A 21991-nucleotide genomic window follows, 5' to 3' on the forward strand; every position below is an offset into this window, starting at 1 on the left:
TTGTTTCAGCGATCCCTGCATTTATTGTGCGCTGCAATGACATCGGCCTCAACAGCGCTGCGTTTCACCCTCGCCGGCATGATCGCCATGGCGGTCGCCATGGGCATCGGCCGCTTCGTCTACACGCCGATCCTGCCCGGCATGATGGAAGAGCTGCATCTGTCGCCGGCCAATGCCGGATGGATCGCTTCCGCCAATTATCTCGGCTACCTCGTCGGCGCGTTTGCTGCGGCGGGCGGTTGGGCGCATGGGCGCGAGCATCTGCTGATGCTGGCTGGTCTCGGTGCCAGCACCGTCCTGGCCGCGCTGATGGGGCTGACCGACGCGATGGTCGCCTTTCTCGTCATCCGCTTTCTGGCCGGTCTGGCCAGCGCCTTCGTCATGGTCTTCATGGCCAGCATCGTTTTCAGCCATATCAATGCTGCCGGTCGTGGCGATCTGCAGGCCTGGCATTTTGGCGGCGTTGGCCTCGGCATCGCGATCTCGGCGGCGATGATGGCGGTGCTGGTCACCGAGCACGCCGGCTGGGCGGCGGGCTGGCTGTGGTCGGCGGCGATTTCGGCGTGTGGCTTCGTCGTCGTGGCGCTGCTGGCCAACGAAGGCCCGCTCGCCAACGGTGAAGCCATACGTGAGCCGGCGCTGCCGAAAGGCCGGTCGCTGATGAAGGTCATCGTCGCCTATGGTCTGTTCGGGTTTGGTTATGTGGTGACGGCAACATTCCTGGTCGCCATCGTCCGCCAAGGTGGCGGCAGCCGCGTCTTCGAGGCCATGGTGTGGCTGGTCGCCGGCCTTGCCGGTTTTCCCTCGACCTGGCTGTGGCAGAAGATTGCCGGACGGATCGGGCTCTACGCCGCCTATGCGCTGGCATGTTTCATCGAAGTGATCGGCGTTACCGCCAGCGTGGCGCTTGGCGGATATTTAGGGCCACTGCTGGGCGGTCTGTTGCTCGGCGGCACTTTCATCGCCATCACGGCACTTGGCTTGCAGGCCGCGCGGCAGCAGGCGCCAAAGGCGCCCCGGCGCATCTTTGCCTTGATGACGGCGTCGTTCGGCCTAGGCCAGATCATCGGGCCGATCGCCGCCGGCCTTTTGGCGCAAATGTCAGGCGATTTCTTCCTCGCTTCGATCGTCGCTGCGGCCATGCTGGTGGTCTCCGGCGCCATCACATGGTCGGCCGCGCCAAAATCGCCATGATTTGTGGTCTTGCTCTGCACCGGGTGTCGGGCAGGCATTTTCTTTCCCCTAATGTGTGACTTTATGCCCGCCGAAGTCAGCTGATTTGCCCATCAAGCAAGGAATTCACCACAGTGTTCGTATCCTTCTTCCCGCAGCCGAAGCTGTTTTTCAGTTCGGCCGCTATCTGGAGCCTTGCGGCAATCCTGTTCTGGTTTTTCGGCGGAGAGCAACTGGGGGCCGTTTTCGGGATGCCGCCAGCCGCCGCCGACGCGCCACCGATCATCGGCATCGCCATCCTCTTATCGAAGCCGTTTCTGTGGTTCTATCTCTACTTCGCGTTTTGCGTGCTCGTCTTCTACGCTTTCTGGAGCTGGTATTCGCCGCATCCTTGGCAGCGCTGGTCGATCCTGATGACGGCGGTCATCCTGTTCTTCATCTATTTCAATGTGCAGGTCAGCGTCGCCGTCAACGCCTGGTACGGACCCTTCTTCGACTATGTGCAAGGCCTGATGTCTGGGACCGGAAAATCGACCAACGGTGAATTCTACACCGGACTGGCCGATTTTTCCTGGCTCGCGCTGGTCGGCATGAATGTGCAGGTGGTCAACGCCTTCATCGTCAGCCACTGGATCTTCCGCTGGCGCACGGCGATGAACAATTATTTCATCGAGAACTGGGGCAGGCTGCGCCATATCGAGGGCGCTTCGCAGCGTATCCAGGAAGATACGATGCGGTTCTCGCAGATCATGGAGGATCTCGGCTCCAGCTTCGTCCAGTCGATCATGACCCTGATCGCTTTCCTGCCGGTCATGATTCAGTTGCAGGCCCATATCAGCGAATTGCCGATCATCGGCGCTGTCCCGCAGCCCCTGGTGGTCGCGGCACTTGCCTGGTGTCTGTTCGGCACGATCTCAGTGATGATTGCCGGGCTGAAGCTTCCGGGGCTGCAGTTCCGTAACCAGCGCGTCGAAGCCGCTTACCGGAAGGAGCTGGTTTACGGCGAAGACCATGCGGATAGGGCGCAACCCGCGACCACTGCCGAGCTGTTCGCCAATGTCCGGCACAATTATTTCAGGCTCTATTTCCACTACATCTATTTCAACGTTGTCCGGTACACCTACCTTCAGGCAGACAACATTTTCTCGCTGCTGATCCTGGGTCCGTCGCTGGTTGCACACAAGATAACCTTCGGCGCGCTGAACCAGATCTCGAACGCATTCGGCAAGGTGACAGGTTCGCTGCAGTTCCTGCTCACCTCCTGGTCGACCATCGTCGAGCTGCAGTCGGTCCACAAGCGCCTGCGCGCCTTCGAAGCGACGCTGCAAGGCGAGCCGTTGCCTGATATCGACCAGCGCTACCTGGCAAGGCAGGGTGCCGAAGATCCGACCTAAGAAAAACTTGATGCGAACCGGGTTGGCGGCTTAGCCGCCAACCGAAGCCTGCTTGGCATCCTGCCGCGAAATGTAGTCGCGAAAACTGATGCATTCGACATCGGCTTTGACGCAGACCTCGCCGGCGAAGCGCTCCAGCGCGTTCCAGTAGGCGCCGTCATTCATCAGCGTGAAGTGGAGGCCGAGTTCCAGCGGAATGCGCTTGCCCTGATACTGAGTGTCGAAGGCGGCGCGAAACGCCTGATAGGTCCGATCGGCGAACTCGCCCGCCTTGCTCGGCCGCTCGAAGCCGCCGGAATGCCTGACATAGAGATTGTAGTCCATGGCGATCACCGGCCTGGAATTCGGACCTTCCGGGATCTGCGGCAGTGAAAAACGGGTGATGCCGCCGACGGTCGGCGGCAGGGCAGGGCCTTGTGAAACGCCGCTGGCGTCGAACCGGTAGCCGGCGGCGGGTAAGGCCTCGTAAAGCGCCTTGCCTGCCGACAGGTATGGCGCGCGGAAACCGACCACCGCATGCCGCGCGAAATCGCGCCAGCCTTCAGGCTCCGGCGCAACGCCGTTGATCGCATAGGCGTTCTCTAAAATGTGCTCGAACGAGGCGAACTCTTTCAGCCAGTCGGCCTTGCTCCAATCCTTGCCGTCGAAATGGCCACAGGCGTGGCTGGCGATATCGTGGCCCTCATGCGCGGCAAGGCCGATCTGTTCGAGCCGATCGGCGACTTCCTGCTTCGAGGCGGCAAAGCCGATGTTCGATTTGCCTGATGTCTTCCCGGGCGCGATGTATTCCTTGCGTGTCTCAGGCGACAGCAGGAAGACGCAAGAGAGAAAATAGGTGAAATGCGCGCCGGTGCGCTGTGCCAGCGCGCGGCTGCGCTTCCACTGCGAGATGTCGCGGGCGCTGTCGAACGAGATGATGACCACCTGCTTCGGCTTTACCGGCATTGGTGGCGCGGGAGGATCGGCCTGAACCGCGCCGGCAGTGGCCAGCGAGGCAAGCGCAAACGCAACAACGCGAGACAAACAAGGCATCGGCAAACTTACAGGCTCCTGGCGGTCAGCAAGCCGGCTATCCCCGAAATGTGGCGTGGGTGCGATTGGGCTTTCTGCCGGTTTGCCCGGGGCAAACATCCGTTTGCCCCGGGGGATTAGGCGATTTTCGGCGTGAACCCCTTCCATGCCGACAAAATTTCGCTAAAACGCGGGCTCATGAGCCGCCCCGGCCCGGGGCAAAAGTGGTTTTGATTGATGTCCGACGACAGTTTTATCCGTGAAGTCAACGACGAGATGCGCCGCGACCAAGCGCAGAAGCTGTGGGACCGTTTCGGCCCGGCCTTGCTTGTCATTGCGATCCTGGTGGTGGTCGGCACCGCCGCTTTCGTCGGCTATCGCTATTGGGACGAGACGCGCGCCAACCGCTCCGGCGATGCCTTCTCGCAGGCGCTGAAGCTTGCCAATGACGGCAAGAACGACGATGCGCTGGCCGCGCTCGATCAGCTGGAGAAGGATGGCTACGGCGCCTATCCGCTGCTCGCCCGCATGCGCGCCGCCACCGTCAAAGCGAGCAAGGGTGACACCGATGCCGCCGTCAAGGATTTCGACGAAGTCGCCGCCGACACCGCCATCCCCCAGGGCATTCGCGACATGGCGCGGCTCAGGGCGGCGCTCCTGCTCGTCGATCACGGCTCCTTCGCCGACGTGTCCAGCCGCGTCGAGGCGCTGACATCGGACACCAACACGCTGCGCCACACCGCGCGTGAGGCGCTCGGCCTTGCCGCCTGGAAGGAAGGCAAGACCCAGGACGCGCTGAAGCTGTTCGACCAGATCGCCGCCGATGATGGCGCCCCGCGCAACACCCGCGAGCGGGCAACGCTGATGTCCGAGCTGATCCGCGGCTCTGGCAATGCCTCGTAAATGCATGTCGCCCAAAAGTGTGCAGCGGTTTTGGGACAACGACATGCATGATTGTAGGACCGTATGACCTTCAAAGTCGCCATTATCGGCAGACCTAACGTCGGCAAATCGACCCTTTTCAATCGGCTGGTCGGAAGGAAGCTGGCGCTTGTCGACGACACGCCAGGCGTCACCCGCGATCGTCGCGTCCATGCCGCCAAGCTCTACGACTTGCATTTCGACGTCATCGACACGGCAGGTTTCGAGGATGCGGGCGCCTCGACCTTGCCCGGCCGCATGCGCGCGCAGACCGAGATCGCCATCCGCGAAGCCGACCTGATCTTCTTCACCATCGATGCCAAGTCCGGCCTGCTGCCCGACGACAGGACCTTCGCCGAGATCGTGCGCAAGTCCGGCAAGCCGGTCGTGCTGGTCGCCAACAAGGCCGAGGCCAAGGGTGCGCAGGGTGGCATGCTGGAAGCCTGGGAACTCGGGCTGGGCGAGCCGATCCCTGTTTCGGCCGAACATGGCCAGGGCATGCCCGACCTGCGCGATGCGGTGATTGGCGCGCTCGGCGAGGCGCGCGCCTTTGGTGAAGAGGAAGAGGGCGAAGACGACGAGATCGCCGCCACCGAGGTGCTGATCGGCGAGGACATTGCCGATCCGGACGCCGAGGATGTGCATACCTACGACGACACCAAGCCGATGCGCATCGCCGTCGTCGGCCGGCCGAATGCCGGCAAGTCGACACTGATCAACGCGCTGATCGGCGAGGAGCGGCTGCTGACCGGACCGGAAGCCGGCATCACCCGCGATTCGATCTCGGTCGACTGGGACTGGCATGGCCGCCGCCTGAAGCTGTTCGACACGGCCGGCATGCGCCGCAAGGCCAGGATCCACGAAAAGCTCGAAGTGATGTCGGTGCAGGATGGCTTGCGTGCCATCCGCTTCGCCGAAATCGTCGTCATCGTGCTCGACGCCACCATTCCCTTCGAGAAGCAGGACCTGCAGATCGCCGACCTGATCATCCGCGAGGGCAGGGCGCCGGTGATCGCCTTCAACAAATGGGATCTGATCGATCATCCGCAGGAGTTGCTGGCGGAACTGCGTGAGAAGACCGAGCGGCTGCTGCCACAGGTGCGTGGCATCCAGGCTGTGCCGGTCTCGGCCGAGACCGGGCGCGGCCTCGACAAGCTGATGGATGCGGTGCTGAGGACCCACAAGGTCTGGAACAGCCGCGTCTCCACCGGCAAGCTCAACCGCTGGCTCGAAGCCATACTGGCGCATCATCCGCCGCCCGCCGTCGCTGGGCGCCGGCTGAAGGTCAAATACGTCACCCAGGCCAAAACGCGGCCGCCGGGTTTCGTGGTCCAGTGCTCGCGGCCGGATGCGATGCCGCAATCCTATGTGCGCTATCTCTCCAACAGCCTGCGCGAAGCCTTCGACATGCCGGGTGTGCCGATCCGCATCGCGCTGCGCACCTCGGACAATCCGTTCGCCGGCCGGGCCAAGAAGCGCAACTGAGCTCCAGCGCTCGTCTGATCAAGCGACCGCACGCAAGCCGGCACCCCGCGCATTGCCCGGCAAGGCCTGCCGTGCCGCCTCCAGCAATATGTCGGCGAGGCGGCCCGCCACCGGCTCGGGTTCGGCATCCCGGCGATGCAGATACAGCGCCATATTGGGCAGTGCCGGCAGACCGGCAATCTCCGGCGTCATTGCGCTGACGCTGGCCGGCAGGCCGATATCGGTGCGGATCGTCAGCCCCAGCCCCGCCGCCACGGCCGCCCAGATGCCGCCAAGGCTCGGACTGGAGAAGGCCATGCGCCAGGGCAGCCCGGCGCGGTCGAGCGTTTCCGTCGCCACCGTGCGCAGAAGGCATGGCGCCTCGAGCGCCACCAGCGGCAGCGGCTCGCCGTCGCGCAGGCTGGTCTCGATGCGCTTTGCCGGGCCGATCCAACGCATGGGAACATCGGCGACATGCTCGCTGTAGGGCAGCGTCTGGCCGCTGTGCCAGGCGAGCGCGATGTCGAGGCTGCCCGATACCACCCTTTCGGCAAGGTCGTGGCTGCGCGCGATCCTGGCCTCGATCTTGATCTTGGGGTGGGCGCGGGCGAAGCGGCCGAGCACGTCCGGCAGCACCGCCTCGCCGAAATCCTCCTGCAGGCCAAGCCGCACCCAGCCTTCCAGTTCGACATCATGGATCGCCGCTGCCGCCTCGTCATTGAGGTCGAGCAGCCGGCGCGCATAGCCGAGCATGGTCTCGCCGGCCTCCGTCAAGGCGAGGCCGCGCCCCGCTTTGCGGAAGATCGGCGTCGCCGCCTGCTCTTCCAGTTTCTTCAATTGCGCGCTGACCGCCGAGGTCGACCGGCCAAGCCGGTCGGCGGCCTTGGCAAAGCTGCCGAGCTCCATCCCGGTGACGAAACTGCGGAGAACGTCGAGGTCGAAGGTCACGCGTTGCATGGAAATGTCCTTATTTTCAGGATTGATAGTCAAAAACTTCCTGATTTTAAGGACGAAATTATGGCGCTACAGAGATGCCGTCAAGGTCCAGGCGACTGGACCATCACGGGAATGAAACCATGTCCGCCATTGTCGACTGCACCGACCAAGACACGCAGAAACTCCTCGGAGGCAGTGCTGCCGGCCCCGCCGGAAGGGTGTTCAGCCCTGGCCACCGCTGGAAGGTCCTGGGCATTGGTGTCGCCGCGAACGCCAGCTTCTCGGCCACCTTCTCCGGCATACCGGCAACGGCGGTCGTGCTCCGTCAGGGCTATCATCTGAGCAATGCCGAACTTGGCTTGGCGCTCGGCCTTCTTGGCCTGGGCGTTGCGCTCAGCGAATTGCCTTGGGGCCTGCTCACCGATCGCTGGGGCGATCGCCGCGTGCTGCTGATCGGGCTTGGCGCGACGGCGGCGTGGCTTCTTGCCATGGCCATGCTCGTCGTGCCGACAAGGTCAGGCGTTCCCGATGTCATGCTGCTGTCGGCAAGTCTGCTCCTCACCGGATTGCTCGGCGGCAGCGTCAACGGCTCGAGCGGCCGCGCCATCATGGGCTGGTTCCGGGAAAACGAGCGCGGCTTTGCCATGAGCATAAGGCAGACGGCGGTGCCGCTTGGTGGTGGCCTCGGCGCGCTCGTCCTGCCGTCGCTTGCGCTCGCTTTCGGTTTTTCCGCGGTGTTCGGGCTGCTGGCGGGCGCCTCCGCTCTGTCCGCTCTGTTTGCCTGGCGTTGGCTGCACGAGCCGCCGACGGCGGGCCATGTCGTTACGTCCGCCGCGGCCGGACCGGCGCCGCTCCGCAACATCGAGGTCTGGCGCATCGCGGCCGCCATCGGCCTGCTTTGCTTCCCGCAGGTGGCCGTGCTCACCTTCGCGTCGGTGTTCCTGCACGACTTCGCCGGGCTGGGAACAGCGGCGATCAGCGCCAGCCTCGCCGCCGTGCAGATCGGCGCCATGGTCATGCGCGTCTGGAGCGGGCGCTTCACCGACCGCCATGGCAACCGCCGCCAGTTTCTGCGCTCGTGCAGTGCGCTCAGCGCGTTGGCTTTCGCGGTGCTTTGGCTGCTGGTCCTCGCCAGCCCCGCAATGCCGGGCGGCCAGTCTTTCCTGGTTGCCGTCCTTCCCTTGGTGCTGATTGTCGCAGGCATCTCGGTGTCCGCCTGGCACGGCGTTGCCTATACCGAGCTTGCCACGCTTGCCGGCGCCGGCCATGTCGGAACCGCGCTCAGCCTGGCCAACACCTTCGTTTTCGTCGGCTTCTTCCTGGTGCCGGTGGCCATTCCCGGGCTGTTGCACCTCTGGTCCTGGTCCGGCGTCTGGCTGTCGGCCGCCATCTGCGCGCTGATCGCCTGGCCGATCTTCCTGCGGCGGGCGGACGCAAGGTCAGGCGAGGGCGCCGACAGACACATGCGCCGATAAAGGTGCTCGCCTGGTCATCGGGAACTGTTGCTTGGCCCAGTCCATACCGGGGATCTCCACCGTTCGATGGAGAACAATTGAAAAACCGAGGCTTAGTATGCCTGCCGAGATCGCGGCGACTGTCGGACCACAATGCTGCCTGATCTCGAAATTGTAAGCCAGGACATGGATGACGACCTGATGGATCATGTAGAATGCGAAGCTGATCTCCCCGCAGAAAACCAGCACACGGCAAGACAGGACGCGGGTCAATGAGCCTGACTGATGTGCGAAGACGTAGACGATGGCGGCGAAGAGTGGATACAGGCCAAATTCGCGATAGGCGACGGACGCCATGAGCGATGCATGATCCGCAAAAAATAGCGTGATCTCGGCATGTACGCATGCCCAAAGCACCAGGCACACCACTGCCGCAACCTGGCAGAACGTCACCCAGGCATCGGAAATGCGCCGGCCCCTGAACAGCTGATAGACGGCTATCCCGGACAGGAATTCCACCATGCGCACGGGCGGGAAGAGGTGAACCAGCGACGCATCCGTGACGTAGAGGTCCAGCCAGGGCTTTTCGGAAGGGGGTGGAAATACAGGCCCGGGTAAAGTCGCTGTGAGAGCGATCAGCCCAAGGACGACAACTGTCCAGCCGCAGACCACCAGCATGATCTGATTTGGCCGCAAGATCAGAATGAACGGCAAGGCGAGATAGAAAAACAGTTCGACCGATATCGACCACGAAACGCCGTTATACGCGTAAGCCGTACCGTAGGTTGGAAACCAGGAACTCTGCAGTGTGGTTGCCAAGTATGCGGTGAAGAGACTGGTCGGAGGACGACGCGCCACAAGGGCAAGGAAGAAACATAGCATGTGGACGGGCCACAGCCGGAAGAATCTCTGCAAGATGAAGTTTCTTATGTCGCGCCAGCCAAGGAAACGCCCCGAGAAACTGTACGCCAGCACGAACCCTGACAGGACAAAGAAGAACGAAACAGCACAGCCGAGATACATGTCCCGAATGGATCGGGATGCATCGATTCCCAATTCCGTCAGATGGTAGATGAATATCGACAGAGCTGCGAAGGCGCGCAGCGCGGTCAGATTGAGAAGCGTTGGGCGTGGTGTTGCTTCCGCCAATTGGGCGTCATCCACGGCAATATTTCCCGCGATCGTTGTCATCCGTCCGCTGTGCTGAACCGCTGTTTGGAACCAACTGCCATATGGCGGTTGGAATATGGATATCCCGTTAAGCTCCTCCCCTGGAGCAGCCCCGCAGCTCTCTTGCCCTGCCAACGTCTGGTCGTCCGGCGCGGCGTACCCTGGTCGGCCGTAAAACCGCCCGACTTCGAAACCATGGCCTTGAGCCGACTGAGAAAACCTGATCGATCCCGTTAACGTCCCATCAAGGTTAATGCATCATTTTGCTCTCCAGTGGGGTCAGTGGCGTTCCTGGAGAGTGTTCCGTGCATCGACGTGTGTTGAAGCGGCTTGTTGCCGCCGCCGGTGAGAAGAAACGCAGCTTCGTATCTCCGTTCATCATCGGTCTCGGCATCTGGATCGGCTTCCCGACCGTCGCCGCCTACCAGGACATGACCAGCCTCGTTTCCGGCCTTGAATCGCCGAGCGCGCGCTGGAATTCCTATGTCGAGAGATCCGTCGCGGGCTCGACCCACGCCGCCGAGATGCCCTTCGTCGATTCCGACGTCACCGGCTCGATCTCCGGATCGGGGATTCACCTGGCTGGCGTCGGCAACGTGTCGTTTCGCGGCAAGGGCGGCAAGGTCAGCGGCTCGCCCGACGAGGATCGCGTCGTGCGCGCCGACAAGAAGGGCCGCATCGTCCAGGTGTCTCCCGTCGCGCCGCCGAAGAACTTCAACGCCGGTTCGATCTTCCAGCGGACCTCCTCCTTGATGCGGCCGAGCATGGATGGCGGCTTGAAAATGGCCTTCGCCAAGCCGCAGATCAAAGGCAAGGAAATCCAGATCGCCGCGGAATTCCATGCGCGTGAAGACAAGAAGCCGGATCCCGGCGTGCCGGCCATGCTTGCCGCCCTGGTCAACAACGACCATCCCGATATTCTGGCGACGGCCTATGCGCAATCCGAGCCGGACTATGCCAAGGCCTCGCCCTTCGAAGCCCTGCTGCAGGACGAGCAGCCCAACAACGGCCGCTTCATTCCGCCGATGGCCAAGGGCGACCATTCGTGGATCCAGAACCCGCTTCCGGCCAGCGTCTTCTCCAAGCCCGAGCAAAAGTGCCTGGCCAACGGCATCTATTTCGAGGCGAGGAGCGAATCCGTGCGCGGTCAGGCTGCCGTTGCCCAGGTCATCCTCAACCGCGTCCGCAATCCCGCCTATCCCAATTCGATCTGCGGCGTCGTCTACCAGAACGACAGCTGGTTCAACCGCTGCCAGTTCTCCTTCGCTTGCGATGGCAGGAAGAAGCGTATCGACGATCCTGTCGCCTACAAGACCGCGCAGGACATCGCCATGGCCGTCACCGCCGGCAAGATCTTCATCCCGGAGGTCGGATCATCGACCCATTACTACGCGCAATATGTCCATCCGGGCTGGGCCCGTACGATGCAGAAGATGACCAAGATCGGCCTGCATATCTTCTACCGCACCTATGGCGGCGGCTGGAGCTGAGGGCCTGTCTGCTGCTGGTCTTTTTCACCGGCCACAGGCTTGATCAGCCTGCCATTGCCGGGGGGATTCGTGCAGCGCATCCCCATCATCGCGACGGGCACGATGTCGCACCTCTCTAATTCGTTGATTTTATTGCCTAAAATACATGGCAATGATCTTCCGCCCGTGGCTTGACGGGCGCAAACCCTCTAACTATGTTGCCGGCGACTTTAGAAGCGGACGGACGGTGACGGTCTGACCGGGCAGGGGGGTTGCGATGGCCGATAAAAGCAGGCCAGACGGAACCGGAGAAACCGGCCGCGGCAATCAGCATGAAACCGGCATCCGCGACGAGGATCTTGAGCGACGTCGGCGTGAACTTGAAGCATCGCTTGCGACAAGGCTGCCGAACCGGCTCGAGGGGAAAGACGACGCGAAAGCGGGCAGTGCGGCCGGTTATGGCCAGGCGGTCAAACTCTCCAGCGAATTTATCGCTGGCGTGGTGGTGGGCGCCGGCATCGGCTGGATCATCGACCGTATGGCGGGGACATCGCCATGGGGTCTGATCGTTTTCCTGCTGCTTGGTTTTGGCGCCGGTATACTCAATGTCATGCGTTCCGCGGGCGTTGTGGCAGAATTCGGACAGGGCGATAAATCGCGCTCTGGCCGGGACGACAGCAAATGACCGCCCCTCAGGCGGCATTTGGAAATAGCCGCCCTCCATGCGGCAATGGTAATCTGGCCGTAAGTATGCGGCATTGACGGGGTTAGAACGTGGCAGCTGACAAGGTCGATCCGATCCACCAGTTCCATATCATCAAGCTGATTCCGATTAACATCGGCGGCTACGACCTGTCCTTCACAAATTCGGCATTGTTCATGGTCGCGACCGTGATCGTCGCGGCGGCCTTCCTCTATCTCACCACATCCAGCCGCAGCCTGGTTCCCGGTCGGCTGCAGTCGATCTCCGAGATGGCCTACGAGTTCGTCGGCAACATGTTGCGCGATGCCGCCGGCACGCAGGGCATGAAGTTCTTCCCGCTTGTGTTTTCGCTGTTCATGTTCGTGCTGGTTGCCAATCTGCTCGGCCTGTTCCCCTATTTCTTCACCATCACCAGCCACATCATCGTCACCTTCGGCCTCGCCATCCTGGTGATTGGCACCGTCATCGTCTACGGCTTCATGAAGCACGGTCTGGGCTTCCTCAAGCTGTTCGTGCCGAAAGGCGTGCCTCTCGTGATGATGGTGCTTGTCGTTCCGATCGAGGTGATTTCCTTCGTCTCGCGCCCGATCAGCCTCTCGGTTCGTCTGTTCGCCAACATGTTGGCCGGCCATATCACGCTGAAGGTGTTTTCGGGCTTCGTCGTCAGCCTCTCCGCGCTGGGCGCGGTCGGCGTGGCGGGCTCGATCCTGCCACTGGCCATGGCGGTGGCGCTGACGGCGCTGGAACTGCTCGTCGCCTTCCTGCAGGCTTATGTCTTTGCGGTGTTGACCTGCATGTACCTCAACGACGCCCTGCACCCCAGTCACTAAATTTCACCGGCGCGTGACGCCAATTACAAACTGCAACGACAACGGAACCACAAGGAGTTTGACATGGAAGTAAATGCAGCAGCTGCGATCGGCGCCGGCATCGCTTGCCTGGGCATGGGTGGCGCGGGCATCGGCCTGGGCAACATCTTCGGCAGCTATCTCTCGGGCGCGCTGCGCAATCCGTCGGCTGCCGATGGCCAGTTCGGCCGCCTGATTTTCGGCTTCGCCGTGACCGAAGCTCTGGGCATCTTCTCGCTCCTGATCGCGCTCCTCCTGGTGTTCAAGTAAGAAACACGGGCTGACGAAGGGGGGCGCATGGTGCGACCTTACCTTATGGACAGGGGAATGAGATGTTCGTGACATCTGCCTTTGCGGAAGAGACCGCGCCCGCCGTGACGGAAGGCGACACGCATTCCGGCACCGGCGTGCCTGCCGAAGCGCATGGCACGTTCCCGCCATTCGATCCGGCGACGTTTCCGTCGCAGCTTCTGTGGCTGGCGATCACTTTCGGGCTGTTCTACCTCTTCTTGAAGAAGGTAGCGATGCCGCGCGTTGGCGGCATCATCGATGTCCGCAACGATCGCATCAGCCAGGATCTCGATCAGGCGTCGAAGTTGAAGGGCGAGGCCGATGCCGCCGTTGCTGCTTACGAGCAGGAACTGGCGGAGGCCAAGAAGAACGCCAGTTCGATCGGCCAGCAGGCCGCCGATGCGGCCAAGGCGGAAACCGAGACCGCGCGCAAGAAGATCGAGGCCGCGCTCGACGAGAAGCTTGGCGAGGCCGAGGCGCGCATTTCTTCCATCAAGGCCAATGCCATGAAGGAAGTCGGCAGCATCGCCGAGGATACCGCTTCGGCGATCGTCGAAGCCCTGGTTGGCGGCAAGGCCAGCAAGGCCGAGATCGCGGCCGCGGTCAAATCCGTGGCCCGGTGAGGAGCGCATCATGGACGCTACATCTCTCGCAACGCTCTGGGCCACGATTGCCCTGATCATCTTCCTGGGCGTCGCCATCTACATCAAGGTGCCCAGCCTGATCGCCAAGGCACTCGATGCGCGCGCCGCCAGGATCAGCAGCGAGCTCGACGAGGCCCGCAAGCTGCGCGACGAAGCCCAGCAATTGCTCGGCCAGTACAAGAAGAAGCGCAAGGAAGCCGAGCAGGAGGCTGCCGACATCGTCGCGGCCGCCAAGCGCGAAGCCGAAATGCTCGCCACCGAAGCGCACAAGAAGACCGAAGACTATGTCGCCCGGCGCACCGCGCTTGCCGAGCAGAAGATCGGTCAGGCCGAGCGTGACGCGGTCGCCGAGGTGCGCGCCAGCGCCGTCGACATCGCCGTCGAAGCCGCCCGCGCGCTGCTCGCCGCCAAGGTCGACGTCAAGGCCGGAGCCGACCTGTTCAAGGCTTCGCTCGCGGATGTGAAGGCCAAGCTGAACTGAGCTGATAGCATTTGGAAATCAAAAAGCCGCCCGGGCAACCTGGCGGCTTTTTTCTTGGCGATGCGTCAAAGCGGCCAATCTCCCCCTTGTGGGGGTTGAGGAGCGGTCCGCGCAGCGGACGGAAAGCCAACTGCTTGGCTTTCCGAGCGACGATCGCCTGGCAGGACAGAGGGGGGCGTGAAGGAACGCCAGCGTTTGACATTTATGCGCTGCGTCGGATGCGAGTTATCCGAGGAGCCTGGGCGCAACCGGCTGGATATGGCGGCGGGACAGCGCCCCCTCTGTCCTGCCGGACATCTCCACGAGGGGGAGCTCAGCTGTCATCGCCGTCGGCTCAATCCAGCCCGGCCAAGCTTTCTTCTTCAACCACCTCAGCTCCGCCCAGCCTGAACGGCGCGAACGACACGCGGTGGAGCCGCGCGACCGGGCCATGCGCCTCGATCGCTGTCCGATGCCGGGCGGTGGCGTAACCCATATGGACCTCGAAGCCGTAGCGATCATGATGGCTGCCGCAGCCGCACATCATGCGGTCGCGCATCACCTTGGCGACGATCGAGGCGGCGGCGATCGACTGCGAGCGCTGGTCGCCCTTGATCAGCGCACGGCCGTCGCAAGGGAGCCCCGGCGGCACGTCGCGTCCGTCGGCCAGCGCAAGCTTCGGCCGAACCGAAAGCCCGACCAGAGCGCGGCGCATCGCCTCGAGGCTGGCCTTCAGGATGTTGCTGCCGTCAATGCCTTCGGCGCTGATCGAGGCCATCGAAACCGCCTGTGCCGAGCCAAGAATGCGCAGGAACAGCGCCTCGCGCTGCAAATGGCTGAGCCGTTTGGAATCGTCGAGGCCTTCGGGGATGTTGGTGGGGTCGAGCACCACCGCTGCGGCGACCACCGGCCCGGCCAGCGGACCGCGGCCGGCCTCGTCCATCCCGGCGACCGGCCACAGGCCATCGGCCATCGCCTTCGTCTCGAAGGAGAAATCGGGTTTCTCGACGATTTCGAAGAGAAGCGGAGAATCGGAACGCGCGCGAGCCATGTTGCGGCGAGGTTCGCATCGGCTCCGATTCTCCGCAAGTCCCTCCGGGTCGGGTGGGGCGCCGGACCGGGAGGGCACCGTCTGCAGGCCGGGGCAGGCCGGACGGGATTTCTTGCCGTGGCGGGTCAAACCGCCACGGCAAATTGCATTCTCAGAGCAGCATCAGCTGTTCCTGGTCTTTTCCAGCCGCGACGAACTGGTCGGTGCGCAGCGTGCGCCGTTCGGCGTTGAGCCCGAGCCGCTTGGCGGTGATCTCGAAGCGCCGGCCGATCTGCCAGGCGTAGGGTCCGGCGCCCTTCATGCGCTTGCCCCATTCCGAATCGTAGTCCTTGCCATCGCGCATCGAGCGGATCAGCGACATCACGTGGCGATAGCGGTCGGGATAGTGGCGCAGCAGCCAGTCCTTGAAGATCGGGCTGACCTCCAGCGGCAGGCGCAGCACAACATAACCCGCCTCGCGCGCGCCGGCGGCGCGTGCCGAATCGAGGATCCGCTCCATCTCCTGGTCGGTGAGGCCGGGGATGATCGGCGCGACCATGACCGAAGTCGGAATGCCGGCATCCGAAAGTTGCCGGATCGCTTCCAGCCGCTTGGTCGGCGTCGACGCGCGAGGTTCCATCGTCCTGGCCAGCATGCGGTCCATCGTCGTCACCGACAGCGCCACCTTGGCCAGCCCGCGTTCGGCCATACGCGACAATATGTCGATGTCGCGCGTCACCAGAGCGGATTTGGTGACGATGCCGACCGGATGGCCGCGTGCCTCCAGCACTTCGAGGATCTCGCGCATGATCCGGTACTGCTTCTCGATCGGCTGGTAGGGATCGGTGTTGGTGCCGATGGCGATGGTGCGCGGCTGGTAGCCGTCCTTCGACAGCTCCTTGTCGAGCAGCCGCGCCGCATCCGGCTTGGCGAACAGCTTGGATTCGAAATCCAGCCCCGGCGACAGGCCCATGAAGGCGTGCGTCGGCCGCGCGAAGCAATAGACGCAGCCATGTTCGCAGCCGCGATAGGGGTTGATCGAGCGGTCGAAGGAGATGTCGGGCGATTCATTGCGGGTGATGATGGTGCGCGGCTTTTCCACCTGCACCTCGGTCTTGAACGGCGGCAGTTCCTCCAGCGAACTCCAGCCATCGTCGAAGACATGCCGGCTGACGGGTTCGAAGCGGCCGGACGGATTGATGCCCGCCGACCGGCCGCGGTTGCGGTCCGGGCGGATACGCATGCCACTCTGCTCGATCATCGCATTGGCCATTTCGGCGCGTCCTGCCCCGAAGGCTGCAATGTCGGCACGCACGATCGGTTCCATCTTGGCCCGCTCCCAGGGACTGTCCATGTTGTTTCGAATCGCTCTGCTCATGAAATTATTCCTATTTTGCCGATGAGAACAAAGCAAGAACTTTTTATGCTGCGCCGCAAAAACTGGCGCTATGCGCGGCTTTCCGCTATTCGGCTAAATATGCTCAGTGTTCTCATCGAAACGCGCAATGACGAGGAGGCTCTCGCCCGCACGCTCGCCTCGCTGATTGGCGGCGCGGTCGAGGGCGTGGTGCGGGAGGTTGTCGTTTGCGACACCGGCTCCACCGACCAGACGCATCATGTCGCCGAGCATGCTGGCTGCCACTATATGGCGAGCGGCGGCATCGCCGCCGGGATCCGGCAGGCCAAGGGAGACTGGCTGCTGCTGCTGGAACCCGGCGCGCGGCTGGTGGAGGGCTGGATCGACGCGGTCGTCGTGCACACGGCGAAGCAAACCATGGCGGCGCGATTCTCACGCGCGCGCGGTAGCCGCACGCCGTTCCTGGCCCGGGTCTTTTCGGGAAACCGGGCTCTCGCCGATGGGCTGGTGATCAGCAAACGGCAGGCCGCGTCCTTGTCGAAGAGCGCCAGCAGCGCCGAGGCTCTGGCGCGCGGCCTGGCGACAAAGAAGCTCGACGCCGAGATCTGGGTGGCGCCGCCGAAGCAGCAGCACCGCGCCCCAAAGTGATTTTTTGCATCTGCTCTGTCCATTGTGCATTGCACAAAACCTGACGCGGGGTTAGCCTTCCCCTGAGGCGGGTGAATTGGGTTTGGGTCAGGCGAGTGGTGAGCACCGATGCGGCATCGGGTGTCACCCTCATAGAAGAGGACCCGATGAGCCTTTCAACATCAGACAAATCCGGCGTCGCCAGTCTCGAGGCCATTGCGCGCAATGGCAGCCTGCTGCGGCGCATTGCCGTGCGCATTCCGACCTATCTGACGGACCTTCGCGAAAACCCTGCCTGGCTGCCGATGTTCATGCTGGCGCGCACCATGCCTGGGCGCCGCATGCATTGGCTGGGTGCAAAACGCGCCCGCCCTGCCGACAATGTTGGGGATACGATGTTTGCCGGTGTCGAGCGGGCGGCGGTGGTCGATGCACTGCGTTCCGACGGCCTGTTTTCTGGCCTGGTCCTGCCATCGGAAATTCATGAAGAGATCGCGGAGTTCGCGGGGCGTACGCCTTGCTTCGGCAATTTCGACCGCCGTCTCGAATTCATGCCGGGCGAGCATGCGCAGGCCGAGAAACGGTTGGGCCGCTCTCTGCTCAGCGGGCACTATTTCGAGCGCATCCTCGACTGTCCCGCGGCACTCGCCATACAGCGCGATCCGCTGCTTCTCGACATTGCGGCGCACTATCTCGGCGCTCAGGCGAAACTGATCACGACGCGCGTCTGGTGGAGTTTTCCGACCGGCGAAGCCTCGGACGCCGACAAGAACCTTGCCTCGCTCGGCAAGTATCATTTCGACCTCGACGACTGGCGCATGCTGAAATTCTTCTTCTACCTCAAGCCTGTCGATGCCGACACCGGTCCGCATGTCTATGTCCGGGGCAGCCACAAGCGTCGCGCCATCAAGCATCAGCTCACTCTGTTGGTCGGCCATCCCGCCCAGGAGGTGCTGGACGTCTATGGCGAGCAGAGCCCGGTGACGCTGACCGGAGAGGCGGGCCTCGGCTTCGTCGAGGATCCCTTCGGTTTCCACATGGGCACGGTGCCGGCGCGCACGCCGCGGCTGATGATGGAAGTCGGCTTCGGCGTTTCGCGCCCCTCGCGCCGGCGCTTTCATGGCGAGCCGGTCATCCGCTGACGGCGGACTGTAGGAAGCGCAATTCTGCGTGTTACTTCCCGCGCCGCAGATGTTCGTCCAGGCGCGGCATGATCTCGACGAAGTTGCAGGGCATGTGGCGGTAATCGAGTTGCGCCTTGAGGATACCGTCCCAAGCGTCCTTGCAGGCGCCGGGCGAACCCGGCAGCACGAAGACGAAGGTGGCGTTGACGACACCGCCGGTTGCCCGACTCTGAATCGTCGACGTGCCGATCTTATCGTACGAGATGCGGTGGAACACTTCGGAAAAGCCGTCCATGCGCTTTTCGAAGATCGGCTCCAGCGCGTCCGGCGTCACGTCGCGCCCGGTGAAGCCGGTGCCGCCGGTGGTGATGACGACATCGATGGTCTTGTCCCGCGACCACGCCAGCACCGTGTCGCGGATCTTTTCGCGGTCATCGGTGACGATATCGCGGGCGGCTAGGATGTGGCCTGCCTCAGTGATGCGGTCGGCCAGCGTCTGGCCGGATTTGTCGTCGGCGAGGCTGCGCGTGTCGGAAACCGTCAGCACCGCGATGCGCACCGGAATGAACGAACGGCTCTCGTTGATCCCAGCCATTTCACTCAACCTCCGATGACATGCTGCGCGTCGCCGCGACGAACCAGTCGGGCTGGCGACCGCGGATCTCGGCCGCCGCGCGCTTGGCGACATTGCCGGTCTCGAACAGGCCGAAACAGGTCGCGCCCGATCCGGACATGCGTGAAAAGCCCGATCCGGCCCTATCAAGCCACGACAGCGCCCGGCCTATGGCGGGCTGCAGCGCCAGCGCCGCCGGTTCGAGATCATTGCGGGTGATCTCCAGCCAGTTGCGCAGGCTGTGAAAATCGATGCTGCGCGGCAGCGGCGGCAGAGGCTCGTTGTCGCGGCGGGAAAGGGCCGCGAACACGTCGGCCGTCGAGACCGGCGTGCCGGGATTGACCAGCACCAGTCCCAGCGCCGAGAAGTCCGGCACCATCGACAGCTCTTCACCAATGCCGCGCGCCACCAGCGGCTTTGCCGCCAGGCACATCGGCACATCGGCGCCAAGCGATAGACCGATCCGCGCCAGTTCGGTCCCGCCCATGTCCAAGCCCCATGTTTGCGCCAGCCCGCGCAGCACGGCTGCCGCGTCGCTCGAACCGCCGCCGACGCCGGAGGCGACCGGCAGGTTCTTTTCCAGCTTTATGGCGACGGGCGGGGTGCGCTCGGAGCCAGCCTCTCGTCGCAAGGTATCGCGGGCCTTCAGCACCAGATTGCTGGCGTCGAGGGGAACTGCCGGCGCATAACGGCCGGACACAGTAAAATCGTCACTGTCGGCGAGCGCGATCTCGACCCTGTCGCCAAACCGCGTGAACACCGCAAGGCTGTCGATCAGGTGATAACCGTCAGGACGCCTGCCTGTGACATGCAGCGCCAGATTGATCTTGGCATGCGCGTGCCATGTGCGCGAACCGATCTCGGTGTCCACGGCGTCAGTCGTATGGGGGATGATGCTCAGTCCTTGGCCAGCCGGTATTCGCCGGTCTTCGGATCCTTGACCAGCGTTCCCATCGCGCCATTGGCCGCCTGCTTTTCGGTGCGCCGCACCTTGGCGGTCACGCGCTCGGCTTCGCGCACGAAGGTGCGGTAACCGAAATAGGCGGCCACGCCAACCACGGTGAAGAAAATGATCTGCGGCATGTCACAACTCCTACCACGCTGGGCCGGCGAAGGCGGCCGGTCGGGTCGGTTAATGCATGTCGCCCAAAACTGTGTTCGGTTTTGGGAAAACGACATGCATAGGACTTCAAGCCTTCATGCTAGACGGTTTTGCCGGCTTTTCAAAGCCCGAAGCGAGCCCACAGTGCGCGCTCTTCCGCCGCATCGATGACGCCGCTGGCGGCAGCTGCGGCGATATCGGGCGCTGAAAAGCCCTTGCTCGAGCCGAACAGGCCGAAACGGCTGAGGAAACCGCGTGGCGCCGTGACCAATCTCAGCTGGGTTTTCGCCCCGAACCGGGTCTTCAGCACCGTGCGCATGTCGCCGAGCGCATCGACGAGGCCGAGCTCCAGACCCCTTTTGCCGGTCCAGAACAGGCCGGTGAACAAGTCCGGATCGTCCTTCAGCTTCGTGCCGCGCCGCTCCTTGACCAGATCGATGAAGGTATCGTGCACCTCGAGCTGCAGCGCCTTCAGCCGCTCGACGTCTTCCTTCTTCTCGGGCTTGAACGGATCGAGCACCGCCTTGTTCTGTCCGGCGGTGTGGACACGGCGCTCGACGCCGATCTTCTTCATCAGTTCGGGAAAGCCGAACGAGGCCGAGACCACACCGATGGAACCGACGATGGAGGAGGGATCGGCAAAAATCTCATCGCCGGCAACCGCGATCATGTAACCGCCTGAGGCGGCGACGTCCTCGACGAAGACCAGCACCTTCTTGTTCTTTTCAACTGCCAGATCGCGGATGCGCTTGAAGATCAGCCTCGACTGCACCGGCGAGCCGCCGGGCGAATTGATCGAGACGGCAACGGCCGGCGCGTCGAAGGAAAACGCCTTTTCGATGAGGCCGGCTGTGGAAGCCAGCGACAGATTCTGCCGGAACTGGCCGCCGGCCATGATGGTGCCGTGCAGCCGGATGACCGGAATGGTGACGACGGTGGAGCGCCAGGATTTCGGCAGCAGTCGGTTGAAAAGGCGTTTCACGAGGGCGTGGTCTCCGGTCGATGGGTTGCAGGCATGTAGGGATTTCCCGGCCAACGGCAATGCGGAGGCCAGGAATAGCTCAATCTCCAAACAACGAGGCGAGACCGTTGGCGATCATTTCGCTGCGCTCATCGGGGCCGTTGCCCGATTGTGCGTGAAGCATCAAAGGCGGGCGGATGGCGAGCTTTCCGCGCGCGCCGAGCGCTGCCCGCACAATGATTCGGATCGCCGCTGCGTCGGGGCGAGGGTGCACGGCAAGCATCTCGGCATCGCCGAAACGGCCTGATATCGCGTCGAGAATGGCGCCGAGCTGTTCGGACCGCGCGATGACGGCAAGCCCGCCGCGCGGCCTGACCACCGCCGCCGCACTGCGGATCCAGCTTTCGAACAGCCCGTCCTCCATGACATGGGCTTCCTTCCGCAGCCTGTCAGGCGTGGCGCGGTCCCGGGCGGCGTTGAAGGGCGGGTTCATGATGACGTAGTCGAAGTCATTGTCGGCGAGGCCGGCGGCGGCCCTGGCTTGGCCCGACATCGTGACATCGGCCACGAGCACGGAGGCGCGATCGCTGAGATGCGCATTGCCGGGGTGAGCAAGGGTGGCCGACGCGAAGGCCGCCATTTCCGGTGCGCGTTCGACGAGCACGGCATGAGCTGCCGGACAGCGCGACAGCACCGCCAGGCCGGCAGCACCGGCGCCGGCGCCGAAATCGGCCAGGCGCCCGTCGAACGAGGATGGCACGGATGCCGCCAGCATCATCGCATCCATGCCGGCGCGGTGTCCGCCATGCTTGGGCTGCACCAGCCAGAACCGGCCGCGATGGAAGGCATCGACCGTATGGGCCGGCGTCTCCGGGGCGAGGGTGGCTGGCGCGGCCGACATTATTTTGTGCGGATCTCGTTGGCGATGCCGGCATCCCTGAGGATGCGCCTTGCTGCATCGGCCTGGTCAGCGTCGACCATGACGCGCTTCTGCAAAAGACCGATCGACCCTTCGAGAATGCTCATATTCTGATCGGCGACGAAGCAGGCGATGCCGGCGTCGCGCATCAGCGATTCGACGAAGGAAATGATCACGGCATCGTTGGTGCGGACAAGCTCTATCATCGTATGAAACTCGCAGTTTGCGCCATTGATGTAAACGGGCAGGGGATTCCGCGGCAGAGCCTCGCTCCCTGCCGGATCGTTAACAAGCTGTCACCGGCGCCGCGCCAATTCGCC

Annotated in this window: 24 protein-coding genes; 13 read left to right on the top strand and 11 right to left on the bottom strand. The window is 63.2% G+C overall.

Features of this window, described 5'->3' with window-relative positions; translation table 11 throughout:
• The first annotated feature begins 36 nt into the window (after positions 1-36).
• Entirely contained in the window at positions 37-1194 is a 1158-nt protein-coding gene (locus HB778_RS23300) for a YbfB/YjiJ family MFS transporter (RefSeq protein WP_183457325.1), read from the top strand.
• Positions 1195-1307: 113 nt separating this feature from the next.
• Positions 1308-2567: a peptide antibiotic transporter SbmA gene (gene sbmA, locus HB778_RS23305; protein ID WP_183457327.1), complete on the top strand. Its 1260-nt coding sequence runs from the start codon at positions 1308-1310 to the stop codon at positions 2565-2567.
• 30 nt (positions 2568-2597) lie between these two features.
• Here sbmA and HB778_RS23310 read toward each other — a convergent pair whose 3' ends face one another.
• Entirely contained in the window at positions 2598-3599 is a 1002-nt protein-coding gene (locus tag HB778_RS23310) for a polysaccharide deacetylase family protein (protein ID WP_183457329.1), read from the bottom strand.
• Between the two features lie 216 nt (positions 3600-3815).
• On the opposite strand from HB778_RS23310, the gene HB778_RS23315 reads away from it, so the two are divergent.
• The gene (locus HB778_RS23315) at positions 3816-4481 is read left to right on the top strand and encodes a tetratricopeptide repeat protein (protein WP_183457331.1); all 666 of its coding nucleotides are present in this window, start codon (positions 3816-3818) and stop codon (positions 4479-4481) included.
• A 63-nt stretch (positions 4482-4544) separates the two neighbouring features.
• Positions 4545-5984: a ribosome biogenesis GTPase Der gene (der, locus tag HB778_RS23320; RefSeq protein WP_183457333.1), complete on the top strand. Its 1440-nt coding sequence runs from the start codon at positions 4545-4547 to the stop codon at positions 5982-5984.
• Between the two features lie 18 nt (positions 5985-6002).
• Here der and HB778_RS23325 read toward each other — a convergent pair whose 3' ends face one another.
• Positions 6003-6920, bottom strand: a complete 918-nt coding sequence (locus HB778_RS23325; protein WP_183457335.1) for a LysR substrate-binding domain-containing protein — start codon at positions 6918-6920, stop codon at positions 6003-6005.
• Positions 6921-7039: 119 nt separating this feature from the next.
• Here HB778_RS23325 and HB778_RS23330 point away from each other — a divergent pair, with 119 nt between their 5' ends.
• Positions 7040-8374 (top strand): MFS transporter, encoded by a 1335-nt coding sequence (locus tag HB778_RS23330; protein WP_183457337.1) that lies wholly within the window; start codon positions 7040-7042, stop codon positions 8372-8374.
• Here the strand turns inward: HB778_RS23330 and HB778_RS23335 are convergent.
• Positions 8339-9544 carry an acyltransferase family protein gene (locus tag HB778_RS23335; protein ID WP_183457339.1) on the bottom strand — a complete coding sequence of 402 codons (1206 nt, stop codon included), beginning with the start codon at positions 9542-9544 and terminating at the stop codon, positions 8339-8341. The two genes, HB778_RS23330 and HB778_RS23335, sit on opposite strands and share 36 nt — an antisense overlap.
• Before the next feature lie 284 nt (positions 9545-9828).
• On the opposite strand from HB778_RS23335, the gene HB778_RS23340 reads away from it, so the two are divergent.
• From HB778_RS23340 to HB778_RS23365, 6 genes are all read left to right on the top strand, one after another.
• Positions 9829-11013, top strand: coding sequence for a cell wall hydrolase (locus HB778_RS23340; RefSeq protein ID WP_183457341.1), 1185 nt, complete (start codon positions 9829-9831; stop codon positions 11011-11013).
• A gap of 256 nt (positions 11014-11269) precedes the next feature.
• Positions 11270-11677, top strand: coding sequence for an AtpZ/AtpI family protein (locus HB778_RS23345; RefSeq protein WP_183457343.1), 408 nt, complete (start codon positions 11270-11272; stop codon positions 11675-11677).
• An 89-nt stretch (positions 11678-11766) separates the two neighbouring features.
• On the top strand, positions 11767-12525 hold the full coding sequence (locus tag HB778_RS23350) for a F0F1 ATP synthase subunit A (RefSeq protein ID WP_096455849.1): 759 nt from the start codon (positions 11767-11769) through the stop codon (positions 12523-12525).
• A 63-nt stretch (positions 12526-12588) separates the two neighbouring features.
• Positions 12589-12813, top strand: a complete 225-nt coding sequence (locus HB778_RS23355) for a F0F1 ATP synthase subunit C (RefSeq protein ID WP_010914827.1) — start codon at positions 12589-12591, stop codon at positions 12811-12813.
• Positions 12814-12875: 62 nt separating this feature from the next.
• Positions 12876-13457: a F0F1 ATP synthase subunit B gene (locus tag HB778_RS23360; RefSeq protein ID WP_183457345.1), complete on the top strand. Its 582-nt coding sequence runs from the start codon at positions 12876-12878 to the stop codon at positions 13455-13457.
• Between the two features lie 10 nt (positions 13458-13467).
• Entirely contained in the window at positions 13468-13959 is a 492-nt protein-coding gene (locus HB778_RS23365; protein ID WP_183457347.1) for a F0F1 ATP synthase subunit B, read from the top strand.
• A gap of 334 nt (positions 13960-14293) precedes the next feature.
• Here the strand turns inward: HB778_RS23365 and HB778_RS23370 are convergent, their stop codons facing one another.
• Together HB778_RS23370 and HB778_RS23375 are read right to left on the bottom strand one after the other, a co-directional pair.
• Positions 14294-14989: a ribonuclease HII gene (locus HB778_RS23370; protein WP_183457349.1), complete on the bottom strand. Its 696-nt coding sequence runs from the start codon at positions 14987-14989 to the stop codon at positions 14294-14296.
• A 151-nt stretch (positions 14990-15140) separates the two neighbouring features.
• Positions 15141-16295 carry a PA0069 family radical SAM protein gene (locus HB778_RS23375; RefSeq protein WP_183465196.1) on the bottom strand — a complete coding sequence of 385 codons (1155 nt, stop codon included), beginning with the start codon at positions 16293-16295 and terminating at the stop codon, positions 15141-15143.
• 150 nt (positions 16296-16445) lie between these two features.
• Between HB778_RS23375 and HB778_RS23380 the strand changes: the two genes are divergently transcribed.
• Both HB778_RS23380 and HB778_RS23385 read left to right on the top strand, forming a co-directional pair.
• The gene (locus HB778_RS23380) at positions 16446-16973 is read left to right on the top strand and encodes a glycosyltransferase (RefSeq protein WP_183465197.1); all 528 of its coding nucleotides are present in this window, start codon (positions 16446-16448) and stop codon (positions 16971-16973) included.
• Positions 16974-17119: 146 nt separating this feature from the next.
• Positions 17120-18094 (top strand): hypothetical protein, encoded by a 975-nt coding sequence (locus HB778_RS23385; protein WP_183457351.1) that lies wholly within the window; start codon positions 17120-17122, stop codon positions 18092-18094.
• A gap of 31 nt (positions 18095-18125) precedes the next feature.
• Here HB778_RS23385 and moaB read toward each other — a convergent pair whose 3' ends face one another.
• From moaB to HB778_RS23415, 6 genes are all read right to left on the bottom strand, one after another.
• Positions 18126-18671 (bottom strand): molybdenum cofactor biosynthesis protein B, encoded by a 546-nt coding sequence (moaB, locus tag HB778_RS23390; protein WP_183457353.1) that lies wholly within the window; start codon positions 18669-18671, stop codon positions 18126-18128.
• Between the two features lies 1 nt (position 18672).
• Positions 18673-19560 carry a 4-(cytidine 5'-diphospho)-2-C-methyl-D-erythritol kinase gene (locus tag HB778_RS23395; RefSeq protein ID WP_183457355.1) on the bottom strand — a complete coding sequence of 296 codons (888 nt, stop codon included), beginning with the start codon at positions 19558-19560 and terminating at the stop codon, positions 18673-18675.
• Positions 19561-19586: 26 nt separating this feature from the next.
• Positions 19587-19772, bottom strand: a complete 186-nt coding sequence (locus HB778_RS23400) for a membrane protein (protein WP_013896713.1) — start codon at positions 19770-19772, stop codon at positions 19587-19589.
• Between the two features lie 140 nt (positions 19773-19912).
• On the bottom strand, positions 19913-20773 hold the full coding sequence (locus HB778_RS23405) for a S49 family peptidase (RefSeq protein ID WP_183457357.1): 861 nt from the start codon (positions 20771-20773) through the stop codon (positions 19913-19915).
• 79 nt (positions 20774-20852) lie between these two features.
• Complete coding sequence (locus HB778_RS23410) at positions 20853-21653, bottom strand: tRNA1(Val) (adenine(37)-N6)-methyltransferase (RefSeq protein WP_183457359.1); 801 nt, start codon at positions 21651-21653, stop codon at positions 20853-20855.
• Complete coding sequence (locus tag HB778_RS23415) at positions 21653-21877, bottom strand: DUF2007 domain-containing protein (RefSeq protein ID WP_027041409.1); 225 nt, start codon at positions 21875-21877, stop codon at positions 21653-21655. Before HB778_RS23415 ends, HB778_RS23410 begins: the two co-directional genes overlap by 1 nt.
• Positions 21878-21991 lie beyond the last annotated feature (114 nt).

This window comes from Mesorhizobium huakuii (assembly GCF_014189455.1).
Lineage (GTDB): Bacteria > Pseudomonadota > Alphaproteobacteria > Rhizobiales > Rhizobiaceae > Mesorhizobium > Mesorhizobium huakuii_A.

What these genes read in the sequence shown, in the direction of transcription:
- HB778_RS23300 (WP_183457325.1), top strand. Translation starts at nt 37, where the DNA reads ATGACATCGGCCTCAACAGCGCTGCGTTTCACCCTCGCCGGCATGATC.
- HB778_RS23310 (WP_183457329.1), bottom strand. Translation starts at nt 3,599, where the DNA reads ATGCCTTGTTTGTCTCGCGTTGTTGCGTTTGCGCTTGCCTCGCTGGCC.
- HB778_RS23315 (WP_183457331.1), top strand. Translation starts at nt 3,816, where the DNA reads ATGTCCGACGACAGTTTTATCCGTGAAGTCAACGACGAGATGCGCCGC.
- der (WP_183457333.1), top strand. Translation starts at nt 4,545, where the DNA reads ATGACCTTCAAAGTCGCCATTATCGGCAGACCTAACGTCGGCAAATCG.
- HB778_RS23325 (WP_183457335.1), bottom strand. Translation starts at nt 6,920, where the DNA reads ATGCAACGCGTGACCTTCGACCTCGACGTTCTCCGCAGTTTCGTCACC.
- HB778_RS23330 (WP_183457337.1), top strand. Translation starts at nt 7,040, where the DNA reads ATGTCCGCCATTGTCGACTGCACCGACCAAGACACGCAGAAACTCCTC.
- HB778_RS23335 (WP_183457339.1), bottom strand. Translation starts at nt 9,544, where the DNA reads ATGACAACGATCGCGGGAAATATTGCCGTGGATGACGCCCAATTGGCG.
- HB778_RS23345 (WP_183457343.1), top strand. Translation starts at nt 11,270, where the DNA reads ATGGCCGATAAAAGCAGGCCAGACGGAACCGGAGAAACCGGCCGCGGC.
- HB778_RS23355 (WP_010914827.1), top strand. Translation starts at nt 12,589, where the DNA reads ATGGAAGTAAATGCAGCAGCTGCGATCGGCGCCGGCATCGCTTGCCTG.
- HB778_RS23360 (WP_183457345.1), top strand. Translation starts at nt 12,876, where the DNA reads ATGTTCGTGACATCTGCCTTTGCGGAAGAGACCGCGCCCGCCGTGACG.
- HB778_RS23365 (WP_183457347.1), top strand. Translation starts at nt 13,468, where the DNA reads ATGGACGCTACATCTCTCGCAACGCTCTGGGCCACGATTGCCCTGATC.
- HB778_RS23370 (WP_183457349.1), bottom strand. Translation starts at nt 14,989, where the DNA reads ATGGCTCGCGCGCGTTCCGATTCTCCGCTTCTCTTCGAAATCGTCGAG.
- HB778_RS23375 (WP_183465196.1), bottom strand. Translation starts at nt 16,295, where the DNA reads ATGGAACCGATCGTGCGTGCCGACATTGCAGCCTTCGGGGCAGGACGC.
- HB778_RS23380 (WP_183465197.1), top strand. Translation starts at nt 16,446, where the DNA reads ATGCTCAGTGTTCTCATCGAAACGCGCAATGACGAGGAGGCTCTCGCC.
- HB778_RS23385 (WP_183457351.1), top strand. Translation starts at nt 17,120, where the DNA reads ATGAGCCTTTCAACATCAGACAAATCCGGCGTCGCCAGTCTCGAGGCC.
- moaB (WP_183457353.1), bottom strand. Translation starts at nt 18,671, where the DNA reads ATGGCTGGGATCAACGAGAGCCGTTCGTTCATTCCGGTGCGCATCGCG.
- HB778_RS23400 (WP_013896713.1), bottom strand. Translation starts at nt 19,772, where the DNA reads ATGCCGCAGATCATTTTCTTCACCGTGGTTGGCGTGGCCGCCTATTTC.
- HB778_RS23410 (WP_183457359.1), bottom strand. Translation starts at nt 21,653, where the DNA reads ATGTCGGCCGCGCCAGCCACCCTCGCCCCGGAGACGCCGGCCCATACG.
- HB778_RS23415 (WP_027041409.1), bottom strand. Translation starts at nt 21,877, where the DNA reads ATGATAGAGCTTGTCCGCACCAACGATGCCGTGATCATTTCCTTCGTC.